Origin of the sequence: Legionella sp. PATHC035, from assembly GCF_026191115.1 — a bacterium.
Lineage (GTDB): Bacteria > Pseudomonadota > Gammaproteobacteria > Legionellales > Legionellaceae > Legionella.
Map to the genome: position 1 here is coordinate 1 of NZ_JAPHOT010000002.1, position 18,161 is coordinate 18,161.

The following is an 18,161-nucleotide window of genomic DNA, read 5'->3' on the forward strand; positions in this document are numbered from 1 at the left end:
AACATGAAGATGGACTCCAACATGAAGATGGACTCCAACATGAAGATGGACTCCAACATGAAGATGGACTCCAACATGAAGATGGACTCCAACATGAAGATGGATTCCAACATGAAGATGGATTCCAACATGAAGATGGATTCCAACATGAAGATGGATTCCAACATGAAGATGCCTACGGAGCCTACCATTATTGGAGACAAAATGGGTCCACCGAGCTCTTCTTACAAAACCTCATTGGGTACTAAATATCAACCGATGATTGCTGCAGTGAAAACGAATGATCCAAACACACCAGTAGCTCATGTGATTAATATGGAATTGTTTGGGTATATGGATCGATTTATTTGGTTTATCAATGGAGTGCCTGCTTATAAAGCGCAACCCATACGACTAGATCCTGGGAAACGCTATCGGTTTGTGTTTACCAATACATCCATGATGCATCATCCCATGCACATTCATGGTCATTGGTTTATTTTGCGTAAGGGAAATGATGCCTACGATCCTTTATTACATACGATTGATGTGCCCCCCGGAGCTACGATAACGGCGGATGTCGATACGGATGCCAGTGGCCAGTGGTTTTTTCACTGCCATTTTCTTTATCACATGATGACCGGTATGTCGCGGGTGTTTCAGTATTCTACCTTAATAGACATTACAAAAGGTGAAAGAAAGCCACAAGATATTATAAAACAAACTGCTTATTATAATCGTCCCATTGTGAGAGTGGATGAAACGATGCCTATTGATACTTTTTTAGTGAAGCATCCGATGGTGCATCCTGCAGGTTTGTGGCGCGCCTCATTTATTGATGGCGGAGCCGATCCGTTTCATAATGCACAACGTCTTAATTATAAGGGTTTATATGGTCCTGATTACAATAAACTGGAATTGTTTGTTAATGATGCAGAACTGTTGAAAGGGAAAGTCGAAAGTGCTGACATTGATATTTTTTATTGGCATTTAATCAGTCAGTTTTGGGCAATTAAAGCAGGAGCTAACTACACCAATAAGCCAGCAAATACTCCTTATTGGCAACCAGGTATTGGTATTGAAGGATTAATGCCTTATTTTATCGATACCAATCTTCGAGGTTATTACTATAACGGCAGTGCTAAACTTGATTTGGAATTATCACGAGATACTCAAATTACCAATAATTTTTTCATTAGAGCAGGGGTACGTAGTATTCTGGCGTCAAAGACAGTTATTCAAGCTAATATCGGAAATGGGCTTAATCAAATGCGCTATATTGTCAGGCCTTATTATCGCATAGCCCCTGGATTAAATATTAATGTGGAGTATGAACACGAGCAAGATTATGGCGCTTTTAAAAACATACAAATAATTAATGGGGAAGCAGCCAGTCAAGATACGATAACTTTTGGTCTTACTGTACTACTGTAAGAAAGGGGAGCTGCCATTTATTCTTGGAATTTTTTAACTGCGATTTCCTATGGCAGGAACCGTTATAGTGCGCACTATACTCCATTCCTAATTTATAAATTAATGTTAATTTAAAATGGATTATAAAGGTTTTTAAGTAGGATGGTTTGCATTATGCAGAATAATTATTTTGACAGGCTTCTTATCAGAGATTTGTATTAATCCATCTTTTTCTCACGCGAAGGATACAATGAGTCCAGTAGGAAGCTCTGTACAGGCAACAAAGGTAAATAAGCTCATTAAAGTCATTGCTTTTGATACGATGCGCTTTAGTTTTTCGGAAAAACCAAAGCTACATGATGGAGAAAACTGCGCTGAGGGGCCAAACGGCTAAAAACAAAAATTGGCGCATGATGCAAAGTCCTGACTCACCGAAAATCAGCAACTCATCCCAATTAGTAGGACATCTACATGTATTGTCCTCCATTAATATCTAGATTAGCACCAGTAATAAAACCTCTTTCGGGAGCTGCAAGGAATGCGACTGCATCAGCTACCTCTTCGGGTTTACCTAATCGCCCAACGGGTATGTAAGTAATAATTGCATTAAGAATCTCTTTTTTGATAGCAGCTAACATGGGCGTTTCAATATATCCCGGAGAAATGGTATTGACTGTAATTCCTTTACTTGCCACTTCCTGGGCTAAGCTTTTGCTAAAACCAAAAAGAGCTGCTTTGGTTGCAGCATAATTGCATTGCCCAAATTGGCCTTTGCGACCATTAATCGATGAAATACTAATAATTCGACCATAGCCTTGCTCAAGCATGGAGGGTAATACATTACGCGTCATATTAAAGACACTGGTCAAATTGGCATCAATAACTTGTTGCCATTGTAGGGAGGTCATTTTCTTTAAAGTCGTATCGCAAGTGATGCCAGCATTATTGACCAAAACATCAATGCACCCATAACGCTCCATCAATAAATCGGTGAGTTTTTCACAATCAGCAAATTGAGTGGTATCACCATAGAGGATATCTACATCATAACCTACCTCTCTCTGACTTTCTTGCCACCGTTTAGCTTCATCATGTTTACCGCCTTTAAAATAACACGCAATAACTTGATAATCAGCCGCAAGGCGCTGGCATATGGCAGAACCTATCCCACCTGTACCTCCTGTTACCACTGCTGTCATTCGTTTCATAAACAACTCCTTTGTTTTGAAAGTTTATTCATTTTCGTATAAGAAAATAAATGAATTGTTAAGTAATTTCAACTTCTTCGGCCTGCAAACCTTTCTGGCCTTTGCTAATTTTAAATAAAACACGAGCTCCTTCAAAAAGGTTTTTAAAGCCACTCCCTTGAATGGCACTAAAATGAACAAAATAATCTTTGCCGCTGCTCTCAATAAAGCCAAATCCTTTGTCTTTATTAAACCATTTTACCTTTCCGCGTATTTTATCTGTCATCTCAATCATCCTAATGATAAAAAGTAGTACGGGTTACCCTAGCTCCAAAGCATTTAATCGTATTTGCGCACTAGCATTTCCTTGCTGAGCCGCTTTTCGAAGCCACTTCATCGCTTCAGTATCATTTTTCTCAACTCCTACCCCATCATGGTATACGGCAGCAAGGGCAAACTGGGCTTCGGAAACCCCCTGTTCCGCTGCCCTGCGAAAATAGGCAACGGCTTTCGAATCATTTTGAGCAACACCTTTACCCGTGATGTATTTCACCCCAAGATTGTACTCGGCAACTAAATCCCCTTGTTGTGCTGCCTGCTTAAACCACTTAACCGCATCCACATCACTTTGCTGAATGCCTCGTCCAGTAGAGAACATAATCGCAAGACTGCGTTGAGCCAAAACATTTCCTTGCTTTGCCGCTTTACGAAACCATGTCACTGCTTTTGCATCGTTTTGCTCAATCCCTAAGCCTTCTGCATACCGTGTTCCTAAGTTAAATTGAGCCAAAGCTAATCCTTGTTGTGCCGCTTTACTAATCCACTTGGTTGCTTCAAGTTCATTGCGCTGAACCCCTTTACCCTGTGCATACATGAAGCCAAGATGAAGTTGAGCCATCTTCTCCCCTTGTACTGCTGCCTTTCGAAACCATGAGAAAGCTTCCATGACACTTTGTGAAACCCCTTTCCCATCAACATACATTGCTGCAAGGTTCAGTTGAGCGATAGGCTCTCCTTGCTGAGCCGCTTTACGAAACCACGTAAACGCTTTAGTATAATTTTGCTTTATCCCTTTACCAGTCCCATACATAAGACCTAGATTGCGTTGCGCTATCGGAAATCCTTGATCTGCTGCTTTACGAAACCATGTCACTGCTTCGTTTTCATTCTTTGCGACCCCTTTTCCAGTGACACACATCACACCCAGATTCAGCTGGGCTATGACATCCCCTTGTTGTGCTGCTTTACGAAAATATTGAGCGGCTTTCATATCACTTTGCGGTACGCCCTTACCGAATACATACATAATGCCAAGGTTGCGTTGCGCGACGGGTAATCCATGTTCGGCAGCTTGGCGAAAGCGTTTCACGGCTTCAATGTTATTTTGGGGTACCTCATGACCTACGGCATAAGCTACGCCACGATCATTTAAAAGAGAGAACGGTTCATTGATGGTTCTGTCCTCAGCAATAGGAGGTTGCGAAACACTCACTGTATTTGCATTAGTGTTCGTATGCAGAGTCAAGGTCATTAAAAATAAAATTGAATAAAAATAATGGGGTCGCATTTCATCTTGACCTTTATCATGAAGAACGTAAGCTTACACTAAATGGAGGAAAATTGCTCTACCAACCCACTGAATTTTATTAAAAACGTCCAACATTATCAATCTCCTTGAACTCCAGCCAAACGATGCGCGCTTCAATGTACGCAATCCATTTTTTTGAGGAAAAATCCTAATGCAGTTATCGCGACACAACTTATGTATTATTTACGAGCCAATATTGGGATAAAAATTCTCTGATTGCCAATGCCAATATGCTCAATTGTTTTCTATGATAACGGGCTTTTCATAAACAGAATGATTTATGGTGTTCAATCGTTTGATTGTGGGCATTATTTGAGAAGAGCATCGATAAGCACTTCCTTCAATAGAATGTATTTCGATGTCTGTATGCCGATTCGGACTCAACGTGTAGTATCTTTTAACCAAGGTTTGATGTTTTTCAAATACAACGGTGTCGGCATTGAATTTTTCTCCTTCATTTTTAAGAAAATTGATGTCATCTTTTTTTAGATTTTTTTCTAATCCCCAGGTGAATTGAAGCTTCATGCCGTGTACATCCTTGCCTGATATTTTTCCCAGAAACTTACAATCATTTAAAGGCTGAGTATTTTTATCATAGAGAATCGTAATGTTTTTAGCACCTGGCTCTACATGTCTTGGCACGCAACCCATTATGGTGCCTGTTATAATAAAAAGGGTAATTAAACAAATAGCTTTATTCATAAGTAACTCCTTACAAAGTCCAACTTCTTCAGCAACCGCTGCCCGAGACCATCGACTGCAGTATTTAAAAAAACAGTCAGATAACTTTTTTGTCATTCATTATTTATTATATTTTCTTTGCTGCCAAAGCAGATAAACCACTGGAATAACAATCAAAGTAAGTACGGTTGCACTAAGCATGCCGCCAACCATTGGGGCCGCAATGCGTCGCATGACCTCAGAGCCTGTGCCGCTTAATAGCATGATGGGTAATAAACCGCCGATAATTGCGGTCACCGTCATTACTTTAGGACGAAGTCGTAACAGAGCTCCTGCCACTACGGCCTCAAAAACATCCGCTTGAGTCATTGATCGTCTTTGCTGTACTGCATCTTGTTGTGCTTTTTCCAAAGCTTGATTAAGAAATACGAGCATGATGACACCGGTTTCTGCAGCTACTCCAGCTAAAGCAATAAATCCAATTCCCACTGCGACAGATAGGTGATAGCCTAATAAATACAAGAGCCAAATCCCGCCTACTAATGCTAAGGGCAATGTTCCTAAGATAATCAAAACTTCGCCCAATCGGCCAAAATTAAGATATAATAAAAAGGCAATAATCGCTAAGGTTAAAGGTGCAACTAAAGTGAGACGTTGTTTGGCGCGTTCTAAGTATTCGTATTGGCCTGACCAAGTTAATGAGTAACCTGCTGGTAGTTTTACTTGACTCTGAACGGCATTTTGTGCTTCTTGAACATAAGAGCCTAAATCGCGTCCGGCAATATCAATATAAACCCATCCATTCAGTCGTGCATTTTCACTGCGAATCATATCAGGGCCTTCTGTAATCGACACAAAAGCGACTTCACTTAACGGAATTGTGGCACCAGTAGGTGTAACAATAGGCAGTAAACGAAGCTTTTCTAAAGAATCACGAATGTCGCGAGGATAGCGCAGATTCACCGGATAACGTTCTCGTCCTTCAATTGTTTGGGTTACATTCATGCCACCGACTGTGGTTTCAATAATTTCTTGAATGTCCTCAATATTTAATCCATAACGGGCCGCTTTGAGGCGGTCTATGTCAATGGTGATGTAATGGCTGCTTGCAACGCGCTCTGCAAAAACAGACGTGGTACCCGGTATGTTTTTTAAGATGCGTTCGAGTTGCTCTCCAATGGACTGAATGGTATTTAAGTCAGGGCCTGCAATTTTAATGCCCACAGGGGTTTTTATTCCTGTGGCTAACATGTCAATGCGGGTTTTGATGGGCATCACCCAGGCATTTGAAAGTCCAGGCAGTTTAAGACGCAAAGACAGTTCCTCACGTAATTTATCCATGGTCAAACCTGGGCGCCATTCATTTTTGGGCTTAAATTGAATGGTTGTTTCGACCATCGATAAGGGGGCTGGATCGGTGGCAGTTTCTGCTCTGCCCATTTTACCAAATACCGTTTTGACTTCAGGGATAGTCGCAATGAGTTTATCTGTTTGTTGCAGCAGTTGTTGTGCCTTGCCGATGGAAATCCCAGGGAAGGTTGTGGGCATGTAGAGTAAATCGCCTTCATCAAGTTCTGGCATAAACTCATTACCCAGGTAATGAAGGGGTAAAAAACCAAGAAATACAATCAGAGTGGCTCCGGCTAAGATCATTTTTGGGGCGTTTAAACTGGCGTGTAATACAGGTTGATAAAGAGCGAGTAATACTCGATTAATGGGGTTTTCATGTTCTTGTTTGATTTTACCACGAATGAAATACCCCATAAGCACGGGAACTAAAGTAATAGAGAGTAATGCCGCGGCGGCCATTGCATAGGTTTTGGTATAGGCAAGAGGAGCGAATAATCGTCCTTCTTGTGCTTGCAAGGTGAAAACGGGTAGAAAACTAATGGTAATAATCAGTAAAGAAAAAAATAAAGGAGGTCCAACCTCGAGAGCTGCTTGTTCCATGATGTGCCAGCGATTCTTTTCTGTAAAAGCGTCATGTTCAAGATGTTTGTGGGCGTTTTCAATCATGACAATCGCGGCATCAACCATGGCGCCAATGGCTATGGCAATACCTCCTAAAGACATGATATTAGCATTAATGCCTTGAAGGTGCATAACCATTAACGCCAATAAAATGCCAATAGGAAGGCTTATGACAATAATTAATGAAGAACGAAAATGAAATAAAAAGACGACACAAATGAGCGAAACAACAATGAACTCCTCAGTCAATTTATCTTTTAAAGTATTAATGGCACGTTGAATTAAGTTTGCGCGATCATACGTTGTAATAATCTCCACCCCTTTGGGTAGACTGGCTTGCAATTGCTTTAGTTTTTCTTTGACATGGGCTATGGTTTGCATGGCGTTTTGCCCAAAACGCATGACGATAATGCCACCTACCGCCTCACCTTGACCATTTAGCTCGGTAATTCCCCGGCGCATTTGTGGGCCTAACTGCACCTGAGCGACTTCTTGTAGTAAAATTGGAATGCCATTTTTTCCGAGTCCTACTGGAATTTGCTTCATATCTTTTATGGATTTTAAATATCCTTTAGCGCGTATCATGTATTCAGCTTCTCCCACTTCAATGGCAGAACCCCCTGCTTCACGATTGCCACGTACAATGGCTTGTTTGACTTGTGCAAGAGTTAATCCGTAGGCGCGTAACCGATCGGGAGCTAAGATAATTTGATATTGCTTAACCATTCCTCCCGCGGTAGCTACTTCAGCAACACCAGGTACTTTTTGTAATTCGTATTTTAAAAACCAATTTTGCAGACTGGTTAATTGTGCCAGATCATGAGTTCCTGTGCGATCGACTAATGCATATTCGTACACCCAGCCCACACCGGTTGCATCAGGGCCTAAAGAGGGTTGGGCTCCCGTTGGCAGACGATTGGCAATTTGACTTAAATATTCCAAAACGCGAGAACGAGCCCAATACAAATCAACCCCATCTTGGAAAATAACATACACATAAGACACCCCAAAACCGGATTCACCTCGTACAGTCACAGCACCGGGTACTGAGAGCATCGAGGTAGTTAAGGGATAGGTCACTTGATCTTCAACTATTTGAGGTGCTTGTCCCGGAAACTCTGTTTTTAGGATCACTTGCACATCGGATAAATCAGGAATGGCATCGATTACAGTGTATTTTACTGTATAAATGCCGCCGAGTATGAGCATGCCGGTCATTAGTAAAGTTAAAAAGCGATTTTTAATAGACCAGCGAATAATGGCAGCTATCATTTAGAGTGATCGTCCTTGGGTAGTTTTTTTATCTTCATAATCATAAAATCAGTGTTCTTTTTTTCTAAATCAAATTGAATTAAGTCTCCGATTTTAAAATCATCCAACACAATTTCTGGTGACACTGAAAAATTCATTTTCATTGCAGGCCAATTTAAAGTAGGTATGGCATCGTGTTGTATCGTTAAAGAATGCTTGGCTGGGTTCACTTCTGTTATAGTCCCCAATCCCCTAATTATTGGATCAATTGATGCAGCAGATACTTGGTCACTCATGTTCTTTTTAGATGTTTGTAGCCGTTCAAGTCCAGTTTTTAAATTAGATTCTGAGTCCAGAAGAAATTGCCCGGAGATGACTACCTCCTCCCCACGCTTTAGTCCTGAGATAATTTCCACTTGATTTTCTGCTTCCATCCCTATTGTTATAGGGCGGACTTCAAATCGTCCTTGACCTAAAGCAACAATCACTCGGTCGCCTTGACTATTTCTAATTAATGCCTCAAGGGGAATATTGAGCACATTGGCTTTAGGTTGTGTAAGAATGACAATACTGACATACATATTAGGTTTTAACTGGCCATCCGGATTATCAAAGCGAAATCTGACTTTAACAGTGCGGGTTGTGGGATCTAATTGCGGATAAATGTATTCTACAGCACCTTTCCATCGTTTTTGTGGAAATGCAGATATTTTTGCTGTTGCGCAATCGCCAATATGGACCCAATTGGCTTGTTCTTCAAAAATCTGGGCAATCATCCATACACTGGCCAGGTCTACAAGACTCATCATCTCTATATCGGGGGTTACTCGCATGCCTTCACGAATATTCAACTGGGCCACAATCCCCTCTTGAGGTGCATAAATGGCGACTAATTGATTGGTCTTACGCGTTGTTTTGATTTCTTGAATTTGTTGTTCAGAGATGTGTAAGGCTTGTAATTTTTTATAGGAAGCCTTGATTAAGGCAGGATTTTTACTTTCTAGGGCGATCAAGTATTCTTCTTGAGCAGTGACTAGTTGGGGAGAGTAATATTGTAATAGAAGTTGGCCTTTTTTTACTGGTTCACCCACTGTTTTAACTACCAGATTTTTTACCCAACCGTCAGCATAAGTGTGAATGTGGCCAATTTCATTCTCATTAGGCTCTACATAGCCCACGGTATCCATTGTTTTTGCCAAATCAGTTTGTACTACAGGGGCAAGTCGAATGCCTAAATTATTAATAACGGCAGGTGAGATGTGCACTGTTGCCTCATTCTGATGTTCCTCAGCATAGACAGGAGTTAACTCCATACCCATACGTGATGTTCCAGGTCCTGGGTAGTGAATGGTTGGCTCCATGGCATCAATCCAATACATGGGTTTTTTATCCTTTTGGGACACGGTGGTGTTAGTGGTCCATCGTCCAAGAACAACGCCTAGAATCAGAGTAATGAGTGCAAAAGCGATTAATTTTTTGTTCATGTTGGCGTTCCTTCGAGATAGAGCAAAGTCGCATGAGCTTTTAAGCGATCTACTTGGAGTTGAATGTGTTCTAATTGGATGGTTAATTCACTGCTGTAGGCCCGTAAGACGGCGGTGAGTTCGAGCGTCGTATTTTGATAGGCGAGTAATGCTGCTTTGGCATTTTGTTTGGCTTCTGGAATTAATTGCGTGTTGTATAGCTGTTCGCGCTCTAAAAGGTGTTCCCAAGTAGTATATTGTACCGTAAGTGATTGGAGTAAATCGCGATAATGGATGTGTCTGTCCATTTGGGTGGCATTTAATTTATTAAGGCTTGCATTGAGTTGGCGGTCTTGGCGGTTGGCGGTAAAAAAGGGTAAATCCATAGTGACTTGAGCCGTCAGCATATCAGAGCGCGGCGTTCCATCGGGCATCCTGCCTTGTCTTAATCCATAACCTACACCCAATAGCCATCCAGGTTTGTATTGTTCTTTAGCATAAGCAACTTCAAAAGACGTGGCTTCCACATTGGCTGCATCTGCTTCTAATACGGGATGCTTCATCAGGTGGTTTTGTAATGTCGCCATGGAAGGCAGGGCAGACCAATGGGGCATCGACAGTGCTAAGGGACGCTGGACATTATTCATGCCAATCCAGCGTCCCAGTTGTGCTTTCAACACAGCAATTTGCTGTTTATTTTGAATCATTTGATTCTTTAATCGTGATAACTCCAACTGAACTTGTATCATATCCGTTTGGTTGATCTTGCCTGTGCTGTATTGCGATTGGGTGACTTGAAGCAGCTCTTTATACAGTGATTCATTAGTTTTTATGATGCGTAGGGCTTCGGTCCAGTAAAATAATTCCAACCAAACTTCTCGTACAGTACGGACCAGTGTCAGCTTTTGTTCTTCGATTTTAACGAGCTCAGTTTTGGCTAATGCGCGCGTTTGCTGTGATTTCATTTTAAGCGATTTGCCCCGCGCAAACTGTTGCTGAAAGCCTACTTGTACCATGGTCATTTCATCTTGAGTAAAGCTGAACGTATCGGTCGGAACATTAATGGTCCCAGCAGCTAATTGGGGGTCGGGTAGTTGCCCATCTGCTATCGATTGTTGTTTAAGAGCTTGGCTATTCGCGTTTAAACGTTGCAGTTCTGGAGATTTATTAATGGCTAGATGCTCTGCTTCAGTTAACGTCAGTGGTAGATTTTGTGCAAGCGCGAAGGATGTTCTCCAGAAGAGGTATATTATGGGTATGATTCTTAGTAGAACATCTTTTTTTTTCATATCCTGACCTTAAAGTCCCTTTACGTGTAAAATGAATGAGATGCGTAAGGATAATATTAATTCATTTTCTTCATATTATATAACCAAGCAAAAAATTCTTGATTAGAACATTTGAATTAAAGCATCCCTAACAACTCCAGTTCTCCTTTCCCCATTTCAGTATCGGCTTTTTCTGCCCTATATGGCTTGCACCAGTACGAAACATTTCTACAATTTACGCTTGTTTACCTAATGAGGCAGATAATCTAACGGATTAAGTCATGATAAGCTACCTACTAAGATTCTATTTATTAATAGTATATTGACGTATGTTGTCGCAGCGCGCAACAACAAGAGGATGGTTAAGGATAGGGGTAATTGCAATAAGTGTAATTTGTTTTTTATCAGGACTATAGTACCAAAATATACGGTAAGCTGTGGAGGTATTATTTTCTCATAGGCCTCAAATACCTCTTCTCCAGAAGGACCTTGCGCATAAGAGTACTGAGGAGTATTAAGACTAGGATGTCTTCCAAAAACCCCCAATGCTTTTTTAACGGCTTTACATCGCTTATGCAGCGAATAAATTATTTCCAATTGATTTAAGTATTGATCAGATTGAGAAGTAAATAACAATTGAACCATTGTTACTCGATTTCATCGTCAGCAAACTGAGAAAAGCCACCTCGATGAATCAGTTTTTTATTTTTGGCCTGTTCTAATCTTATGCGTACTTTACTTAGAACGGCTGTATTTTCAAAAAGCCATTTTTCTTTTGCAGGTATTTCAGCAAAAAGGCTCGAGTATAATGGTACCATTCGGTTCTTGGCGCATTGAAAAACCACTAATGCCTTTTTGAACCTAATGGAATACCCCTTTTAGAGTCTGGTGGTAGCATCTTACTAAAGTGGGAAAAATGTAATGTAGAAATGTTTATAAATAGTTCAATATATTTTGAAATTTCTATGCAGAGTCAAAGCCGCATTTGAATTGGCAACCAAGCTGAACAAGGTATATTAACAGTCGCTCCCAATCGTTAGAATATTTTTTGACAGAACCATTTTCCAACTAACCCAATAATAACTAGCCACAATAGTACAATAATGAAGGCAACAATCCAGTTTTTTGGTAGTAATTCACCTTTATCAATAGAAATCTCTGCAAGCCGATTGCAGTCATTCCAAACTTCTTGAGGTATTAGTTTAATAGCTAAGTAAATTCCTAAAGGGATAATGATTAAATCATCGAGCAATCCTAAAATAGGAATGAAATCAGGAATTAAATCTATGGGGCTCAATGCATAAGTGAGAGTTATCAGTACAACTAATTTAACTTTCCAATTAACTCTGGGATCGCGTTTAAGAAAATATAATACCCAAATATATTTTTTCATTGATACGGCAATTTTATTTGGCTTATTCATCTATGTCCCTGACGAGCAGTTTGGTCTTAAGCGGACCCATATTGATAACATTAGTAACATTAAAAGATTGCACCCATTAAGCATTAAATTGTTTTATGAAAACTGCCACCTATAACACCATTTTCTATTTGATATTCACTAAGCATTTTTTTATAAAAAAGTGCCATGTAAATACAACTGACAATAAAAAATGTGAGTAGTACTACTACGATGAATTGTTTGGGATTATTTATTGCTTTAAATTTTTGATAATAGCCATATACGCCCAACAAACCACAACTTATCCCCAACAAGAGCCCTGCTAGAATATCAGTCACCCAATGTGCATCTAACAAGAGACGAGCGAATAGTTCAGCGACAATCAATGCAGCAGCACCAATCGCCATCAGTTTACGTTGCGAATCATGAAATGCTGGGGCAATTAAAGCATATAAAAAAATGAGATAAGCACTAATTAATGTGACATGTCCACTGGGAAATGAGAAATTTTTTAGAGCGAGCGTCATATCACCTGGACGTGGTGAAGCAACCCCAATTTTAAATAAATAAGTTGTTATTACAGCAGAAGCTACTGTAAGGAAACAATAAAAAGCAGCGCGTTGTTGCTTTTGATAAAGCAACCATAAACAGATGATCCCAAATGTTGGTATGATTACTTTCTTATCGCCCAACAAGCATAGAAGTATGGCAATATTGTTGATTATATTATTACGTAGCGTATGGAAATAATTATAAGCTTCAATATTGAGAGAAAAACTTGATCCATGCGATTTTATGGCTAAAGCCAATAAAATAAATCCAACCACATTAATTAGAATCAATATAAAGTGCCATGATGGTTTTCTTTTTAAAAAAATGTTTTGATCTTGCATATTAGCTCTCTGTAGAAAGTTATTTGATATGCTATTATTATTCTTTTACACAACATTTTCCAAGAAGAGTTTCATACAACTAGTCAAAGAAAATCTCAAGGGAAAAATTTATTCTTAGTTTGCAGATCAGGCTTGATCCAATTAATTAACTAAAAGGACTATCTAATGGAGTTTCAATATATTGCAAATGTATATTGTAATGAGGAAAAAATTGCTACTCAGTCTGGCGATAACATTGAACATCTATACGTTTGGATGTTAGCACAAGTAAATGGGAATTTTGGAAATGTTCATGGTGAGATTGTTGATTATAAAACTAACGAAATTATTAAGACGTTCAACAAATCATATTTAGATTAATGAGAATTAATCTGTAAGATTATATTTATTTGTATTACTACTACACCTTAATGCCTAATTTAAAGGGATTTTCAAAGACAGCATCCTCCCCAAGTTGAGTTTCAATTTCCAATAAGCGATTATATTTGGCAATACGTTCTCCACGACAAACGGATCCTGTTTTAATTTGCCCTCCACCCATTGCAACAGCAAAATCAGCAATAAAGGCATCATTAGTTTCACCTGACCGATGGGAAATAACATAATTCCACTGTGCTTTACGGCACAGTTCAATAGCCTTAATGGTCTCGGTGACTGTTCCTATCTGATTGAGCTTGATTAAGGCCGCATTGCATGTTTTTTCTTTTATTGCGCGACTGATAAATTTAGGATTTGTAACTAAGATATCATCACCCACAATTTGTATTTTTTCTCCTAGCATGGCTGTTTGTTTTCGAAATCCATCCCAATCATTTTCATCCAGACCATCTTCAATTGAAACGATAGGATATTGTTTAATGCATAATTTATAAAACTCATTTAGATCCGCACTTGATTTTCCATCTTGTTCTGAAGTAGAAATATAGTATTGACCCTTTTTATAAAATGAACTTGCTGCCGGATCTAAAGCAATCGCCAAATCTTTTCCTGGCGCAAAATGAGCTTTTTCAATTGCTTGAACAATCAAATTCAAAGCTTCTTCATTGTTTTTTAATTGAGGCGCAAACCCACCCTCGTCCCCAACATTAGTGCTATACCCTTTATCATGTAAAATTTGTTTCAGACAATTAAATGTTTCGATTGAATAACGTAGACATTCAGTAAAAGTAGGTGCGCCAATTGGGACAATCATAAATTCTTGAACATTCAGATTATTATCCGCATGTTTACCGCCATTAATAATGTTGATCATCGGCATAGGTAACTTTGTTTGACCAATTCCGCCAAGATAAACATATAAGGGCATATCACATGCTTTTGCAGCAGCACAAGCTATTGCTTGCGACACGCCGACTATAGCATTTGCCCCTAAAATGGATTTATTTTCGCTGCCATCTAAATTGATCATCAGATAGTCAAGTTCAGATTGATGAGATACTGGATTCTGGCCAATAAGAACAGGAGCAATAATACGATTTATATGATCAACAGCCTTAAGTACCCCTTTTCCTTGATAGCGATGAATATCATTATCACGCAACTCAACCGCTTCGAATTTCCCTGTCGAAACACCTGATGGAACGCTCGATGTACCAACAATGCCATTTTTTAAATAAATATGTACTTGAATAGTCGGATTGCCACGCGAATCTAAAATCTCAGAAGCGCGTACTGATTCGATGTGGGTCATTATTTTAGTATCCTTGCTAAATAATAAATTTAAATCACGATCTCAATGTAGCAATTAGTCGATGAGGATGATGTAATAAATCCAGTGCTTGAAATATAGATGGCAACATAAGGTTAGCAGACATAATTGAGTCAATTGCTGCACCTTCATGACTTAGAATAACAATTCCTAACGCAGAATCCTTAAGAATATAACTATCATTTTGTCCATTTCCGATTACAACAGTCTCATTGGAATTTAATTGCTGCAAGTATTGTTGCTTAGCAATTGCTTGATTTTCTGGAGGCAAAATAGTTAGGGTACAATTGATGCCAGCAAGTTCTGTTTTAGCTGTACCAAAACTATCACCAGTAATAATATGAATTTCCAAATGCTTAGAAAGAGCGTTTAATATAGGGGTAATACCCTTTAATAATTTTCCATCAACCGCCAACGTGCCATTATAATCAATTAAGGCATAGTTTAATTTTAGTGCGCTAAATCCTGGAATATTGATTTGTAGCATAGATGCCTCAAGTTACATTGTTATTTTATTTAAGTTGGTTCTTGACAATCCATAATAAAGGGACGGCTAACAATTGAATGAGCAAAGAAAAAATTACCAATGAAGGTATAGAGATATCATAGAGTACTCCCATTAAAAAACTGCCCAAAAACCAAAAAATCCCAAATCCCGTATTAAATACCCCATACGCAGAACCACGTTGTTCTTTAGGTACCATATGAGCAATAATGGCACGCATTAATGATTCATGGGCACCAACACCAATACTCCATAAAATTACTCCAATTAAAGCTAGCTTAAAACTCCCTAAAAACACTAAAGGTGCAAAAAAGCTGGATACACTAGTTATTAGAATTAAAATTAAAAAACCCTTCCGATCATAATAGTGTCCCAATAGGGGTGCTGCTATTACATTAGCTCCCATCGCAATCGAGTAAAAAACTGGAATCCACATGGGTGACAATAACGCAGTTTTTTGAAAATGATAAGCCATTAATGGAAAATCAGCATAGCCTGCTGCGATTAATGAGGCACTTGTTAAATAGATCCAGTAAGAAGTATCCATCCCTTTTGCTTTAATGTTATCATGTTCTACCTCTAAAGACTGGGGATTAGGATAAAGCCATCGAGCAAATCCGAGTACTGTTAACGCCAAAAGTGCGGGAATTAATAAAAGTGCGAAACTTTCTTGATAACTACCTTTGAAATACAATACCAAGGCTATAATAAGAGGGCCTAACATGGCACCGGTTTGGTCCAGCGCCTCGTGTAATCCAAATACCCACCCCATACCCATTTTTTGCCCTGCGTGGGATAACATCGCATCTCGTGAAGGTACTCGCATGGCTTTGCCCATTCGTTCAATTATCATAAGCACTGCTGCAATCCACCAGTGATCTGCGAGTGCTAATAAAGGGACCGCCAACAAATTACAAACATAACCTAAAATGGTGATTGTCCAGTACTTACCCGTGCGATCGGCAAGATAACCAGATACGATACGTAATGCATAGCCAACCAATTCGCCGAATCCTGATACAAATCCCACGATTGCGCCATTTGCACCTAAAATGGCTAAATAGGGTCCGGTGATACTTCGAGCACCCTCATAGGTCATATCAGCAAATAAACTAACAACACCAATTAAAATGACGAACTTTAGTGCCGTTTTTTTTGATATATCTTCTTTTAATAAAGCGTTCATAGTATATGCTATCTCACAATAGTAATGGCACAATGAGCATAGATCATTACTTGTTTTGCAACAGATCCTAATAACCATCGCTTGAAATAGGTATTGCCTCTATGTCCCATAACAATATGGTCCACCTCTTTTTCTTCAGCTACATAAATAATTTGCTCTGCCGGATGCCCACCTTTTATTTCAAAATTCAACTTTAAGGACAAAGACGCAGTAGCCTTAGCTTGAAGTTTTTTAAATAACTCTTCATATTGTTTTTCGGCGGCCTCAACAATAGCTTCTGTTTCTTCATCTTCTGGTGGTTCAGGTATGCGGGCTACAGACAATACAGTAATCTTGGATTTAAATTTTGCAGCGAATTCAAGAGCGACATCAAAAGCCTTTTCAGCTTGCTCGGATCCATCATAAGGCACTAAAATGTGTTTCATCATCATTGGTTCCTCACTAATTATTTTTAGTCGATTCAATTGGTTTTGTTGTTATAGTTTTCTGTTTTGGACGCGTTATTTTGTCTTTATTTTTACGCAATAAGTGGTGAGGCATAAAAAATAAGTTAGCGATTATAGTTGGAATAATAGCACTGCCAACAACTACAGAAATAAGATAGGAATATTGCTTTGTATCGATGACGCCATGTGTTAATCCATATAAAGCGGAGATACTCCCAAAGGTCAGTCCCGTAGACATCAGTAATGTAGTGTAAATTCCCTCACCTCGATTAGAACCAAAGAATCGTGTTACAGGGTACACTCCAATGGTTTTGGTTATTATTTTACCAAAAAATAATACTGTAATAATGAAAGGAGCACTTATTAAAGCCGGTACTGACACATAGGAACCAACTCGTAGGAAATAAAAAGGGGTTAATAACCCAAAAGTTACCGTACGTAGTCGACGAATGAGAGTATGCTCTTTTCCAACAGTGCCTGCAAGTACCATCCCCACTAAATAGGCTGGAAGTACGGCCTCACTTCCAGCCCACACTGCAAGAGCCCCTAATCCAAACAAACAGGTTAGTAAATATTTCGTTTCAAATTCAGAAGGTCGGTTACCAAATAATTTAAATAGCTGTTTCGTTACTTTGGGAAGAATAAAGCAAACAATAAGTGTAGTGAAAAAAAAGATAATCGTTTTTAACCCAAAAGGTGAAAACAACAATCCTAATGCAAGCACTGTTCCAAGATCAGTAACAAAACAAGCAGCAAGAACTGTTTTCCCATAATCGGTAGCATTAAGCCCAAACTCCAACATGACTGCATATACTACCGCGACTGAAGTTGTTGACAGAGCAATCCCCGTTAATAAACTCGCCTCAATGTTCCAATGAAGACCATAGTATGCAAGGGCTGCACAACCTAAGAATGGCGCGAAGAAGCTTATAAGTCCTATAAGAGTGGCTTCTTTCCATTTTGCTTTAAATACAACAGGATCAAGCTCAGCACCTGCTAAAAAGGTCAATAAAATAGCACCAGCTCCAGCCAGAAATTGTATCCATATTTGGCTGGGATCCAAGAGCAGTGATCCTAACCAGGTTCCTATAATAAGTTGCGCCACTATCCCAACAAAGATCTCAGATAGGGCGGTTGCAATTCCTAAAAAATATGAGATCATTGAAGAAATCAATGCCAATCCAACCCATAGAGTCGCAAGGATAAGAATTTGATTCATG

The 18,161-nt window shown here is 39.3% G+C and carries 19 protein-coding genes; 3 read left to right on the forward strand and 16 right to left on the reverse strand.

The window, feature by feature from the left end; genetic code table 11:
• Both OQJ13_RS16035 and OQJ13_RS16040 read left to right on the forward strand, forming a co-directional pair.
• The coding region (locus tag OQJ13_RS16035) for a multicopper oxidase domain-containing protein (protein WP_265711969.1) at positions 1–1,413 on the forward strand (1,413 nt) is incomplete at its 5' end.
• A gap of 229 nt (positions 1,414–1,642) precedes the next feature.
• Positions 1,643–1,786 carry a hypothetical protein gene (locus OQJ13_RS16040; RefSeq protein WP_265711970.1) on the forward strand — a complete coding sequence of 48 codons (144 nt, stop codon included), beginning with the start codon at positions 1,643–1,645 and terminating at the stop codon, positions 1,784–1,786.
• A 73-nt stretch (positions 1,787–1,859) separates the two neighbouring features.
• Here the strand turns inward: OQJ13_RS16040 and phbB are convergent, their stop codons facing one another.
• From phbB to OQJ13_RS16095, 11 genes are all read right to left on the reverse strand, one after another.
• Positions 1,860–2,600 (reverse strand): acetoacetyl-CoA reductase, encoded by a 741-nt coding sequence (gene phbB / locus OQJ13_RS16045; protein WP_265711971.1) that lies wholly within the window; start codon positions 2,598–2,600, stop codon positions 1,860–1,862.
• A gap of 58 nt (positions 2,601–2,658) precedes the next feature.
• A complete protein-coding gene (locus OQJ13_RS16050) occupies positions 2,659–2,865 on the reverse strand; it encodes a cold-shock protein (RefSeq protein WP_265711972.1) in 207 nt (68 codons plus the stop codon).
• A gap of 33 nt (positions 2,866–2,898) precedes the next feature.
• Positions 2,899–4,146, reverse strand: a complete 1,248-nt coding sequence (locus OQJ13_RS16055; RefSeq protein ID WP_265711973.1) for a tetratricopeptide repeat protein — start codon at positions 4,144–4,146, stop codon at positions 2,899–2,901.
• Between the two features lie 255 nt (positions 4,147–4,401).
• Positions 4,402–4,869 carry a DUF4156 domain-containing protein gene (locus OQJ13_RS16060; protein ID WP_265711974.1) on the reverse strand — a complete coding sequence of 156 codons (468 nt, stop codon included), beginning with the start codon at positions 4,867–4,869 and terminating at the stop codon, positions 4,402–4,404.
• Between the two features lie 99 nt (positions 4,870–4,968).
• The gene (locus tag OQJ13_RS16065) at positions 4,969–8,091 is read right to left on the reverse strand and encodes an efflux RND transporter permease subunit (RefSeq protein WP_265711975.1); all 3,123 of its coding nucleotides are present in this window, start codon (positions 8,089–8,091) and stop codon (positions 4,969–4,971) included.
• The gene (locus OQJ13_RS16070; RefSeq protein WP_265711976.1) at positions 8,088–9,554 is read right to left on the reverse strand and encodes an efflux RND transporter periplasmic adaptor subunit; all 1,467 of its coding nucleotides are present in this window, start codon (positions 9,552–9,554) and stop codon (positions 8,088–8,090) included. Before OQJ13_RS16070 ends, OQJ13_RS16065 begins: the two co-directional genes overlap by 4 nt.
• Positions 9,551–10,822 carry a TolC family protein gene (locus OQJ13_RS16075; RefSeq protein ID WP_265711977.1) on the reverse strand — a complete coding sequence of 424 codons (1,272 nt, stop codon included), beginning with the start codon at positions 10,820–10,822 and terminating at the stop codon, positions 9,551–9,553. Before OQJ13_RS16075 ends, OQJ13_RS16070 begins: the two co-directional genes overlap by 4 nt.
• Before the next feature lie 258 nt (positions 10,823–11,080).
• Positions 11,081–11,446 (reverse strand): hypothetical protein, encoded by a 366-nt coding sequence (locus tag OQJ13_RS16080; protein ID WP_265711978.1) that lies wholly within the window; start codon positions 11,444–11,446, stop codon positions 11,081–11,083.
• Positions 11,447–11,448: 2 nt separating this feature from the next.
• Positions 11,449–11,619: a hypothetical protein gene (locus OQJ13_RS16085; protein ID WP_265711979.1), complete on the reverse strand. Its 171-nt coding sequence runs from the start codon at positions 11,617–11,619 to the stop codon at positions 11,449–11,451.
• A gap of 218 nt (positions 11,620–11,837) precedes the next feature.
• Positions 11,838–12,224 (reverse strand): YkvA family protein, encoded by a 387-nt coding sequence (locus tag OQJ13_RS16090; RefSeq protein WP_265711980.1) that lies wholly within the window; start codon positions 12,222–12,224, stop codon positions 11,838–11,840.
• Positions 12,225–12,307: 83 nt separating this feature from the next.
• Complete coding sequence (locus tag OQJ13_RS16095; RefSeq protein ID WP_265711981.1) at positions 12,308–13,096, reverse strand: phosphatase PAP2 family protein; 789 nt, start codon at positions 13,094–13,096, stop codon at positions 12,308–12,310.
• A gap of 165 nt (positions 13,097–13,261) precedes the next feature.
• Here OQJ13_RS16095 and OQJ13_RS16100 point away from each other — a divergent pair, with 165 nt between their 5' ends.
• Positions 13,262–13,456, forward strand: coding sequence for a hypothetical protein (locus tag OQJ13_RS16100; protein ID WP_265711982.1), 195 nt, complete (start codon positions 13,262–13,264; stop codon positions 13,454–13,456).
• Between the two features lie 40 nt (positions 13,457–13,496).
• Here the strand turns inward: OQJ13_RS16100 and eno are convergent, their stop codons facing one another.
• Genes eno through OQJ13_RS16125 form a run of 5 tightly spaced genes read right to left on the reverse strand, consistent with a single transcriptional unit; the run spans position 13,497 to position 18,160 of the window.
• On the reverse strand, positions 13,497–14,786 hold the full coding sequence (eno, locus tag OQJ13_RS16105; protein ID WP_265711983.1) for a phosphopyruvate hydratase: 1,290 nt from the start codon (positions 14,784–14,786) through the stop codon (positions 13,497–13,499).
• A 34-nt stretch (positions 14,787–14,820) separates the two neighbouring features.
• Positions 14,821–15,291, reverse strand: a complete 471-nt coding sequence (locus OQJ13_RS16110; protein WP_265711984.1) for an HAD family hydrolase — start codon at positions 15,289–15,291, stop codon at positions 14,821–14,823.
• 25 nt (positions 15,292–15,316) lie between these two features.
• Positions 15,317–16,495, reverse strand: a complete 1,179-nt coding sequence (locus OQJ13_RS16115; protein WP_265711985.1) for an MFS transporter — start codon at positions 16,493–16,495, stop codon at positions 15,317–15,319.
• Between the two features lie 8 nt (positions 16,496–16,503).
• The gene (locus tag OQJ13_RS16120; protein ID WP_265711986.1) at positions 16,504–16,926 is read right to left on the reverse strand and encodes a universal stress protein; all 423 of its coding nucleotides are present in this window, start codon (positions 16,924–16,926) and stop codon (positions 16,504–16,506) included.
• A gap of 10 nt (positions 16,927–16,936) precedes the next feature.
• Positions 16,937–18,160, reverse strand: a complete 1,224-nt coding sequence (locus OQJ13_RS16125) for a cation:proton antiporter (RefSeq protein ID WP_265711987.1) — start codon at positions 18,158–18,160, stop codon at positions 16,937–16,939.
• Position 18,161: the final 1 nt, after the last annotated feature.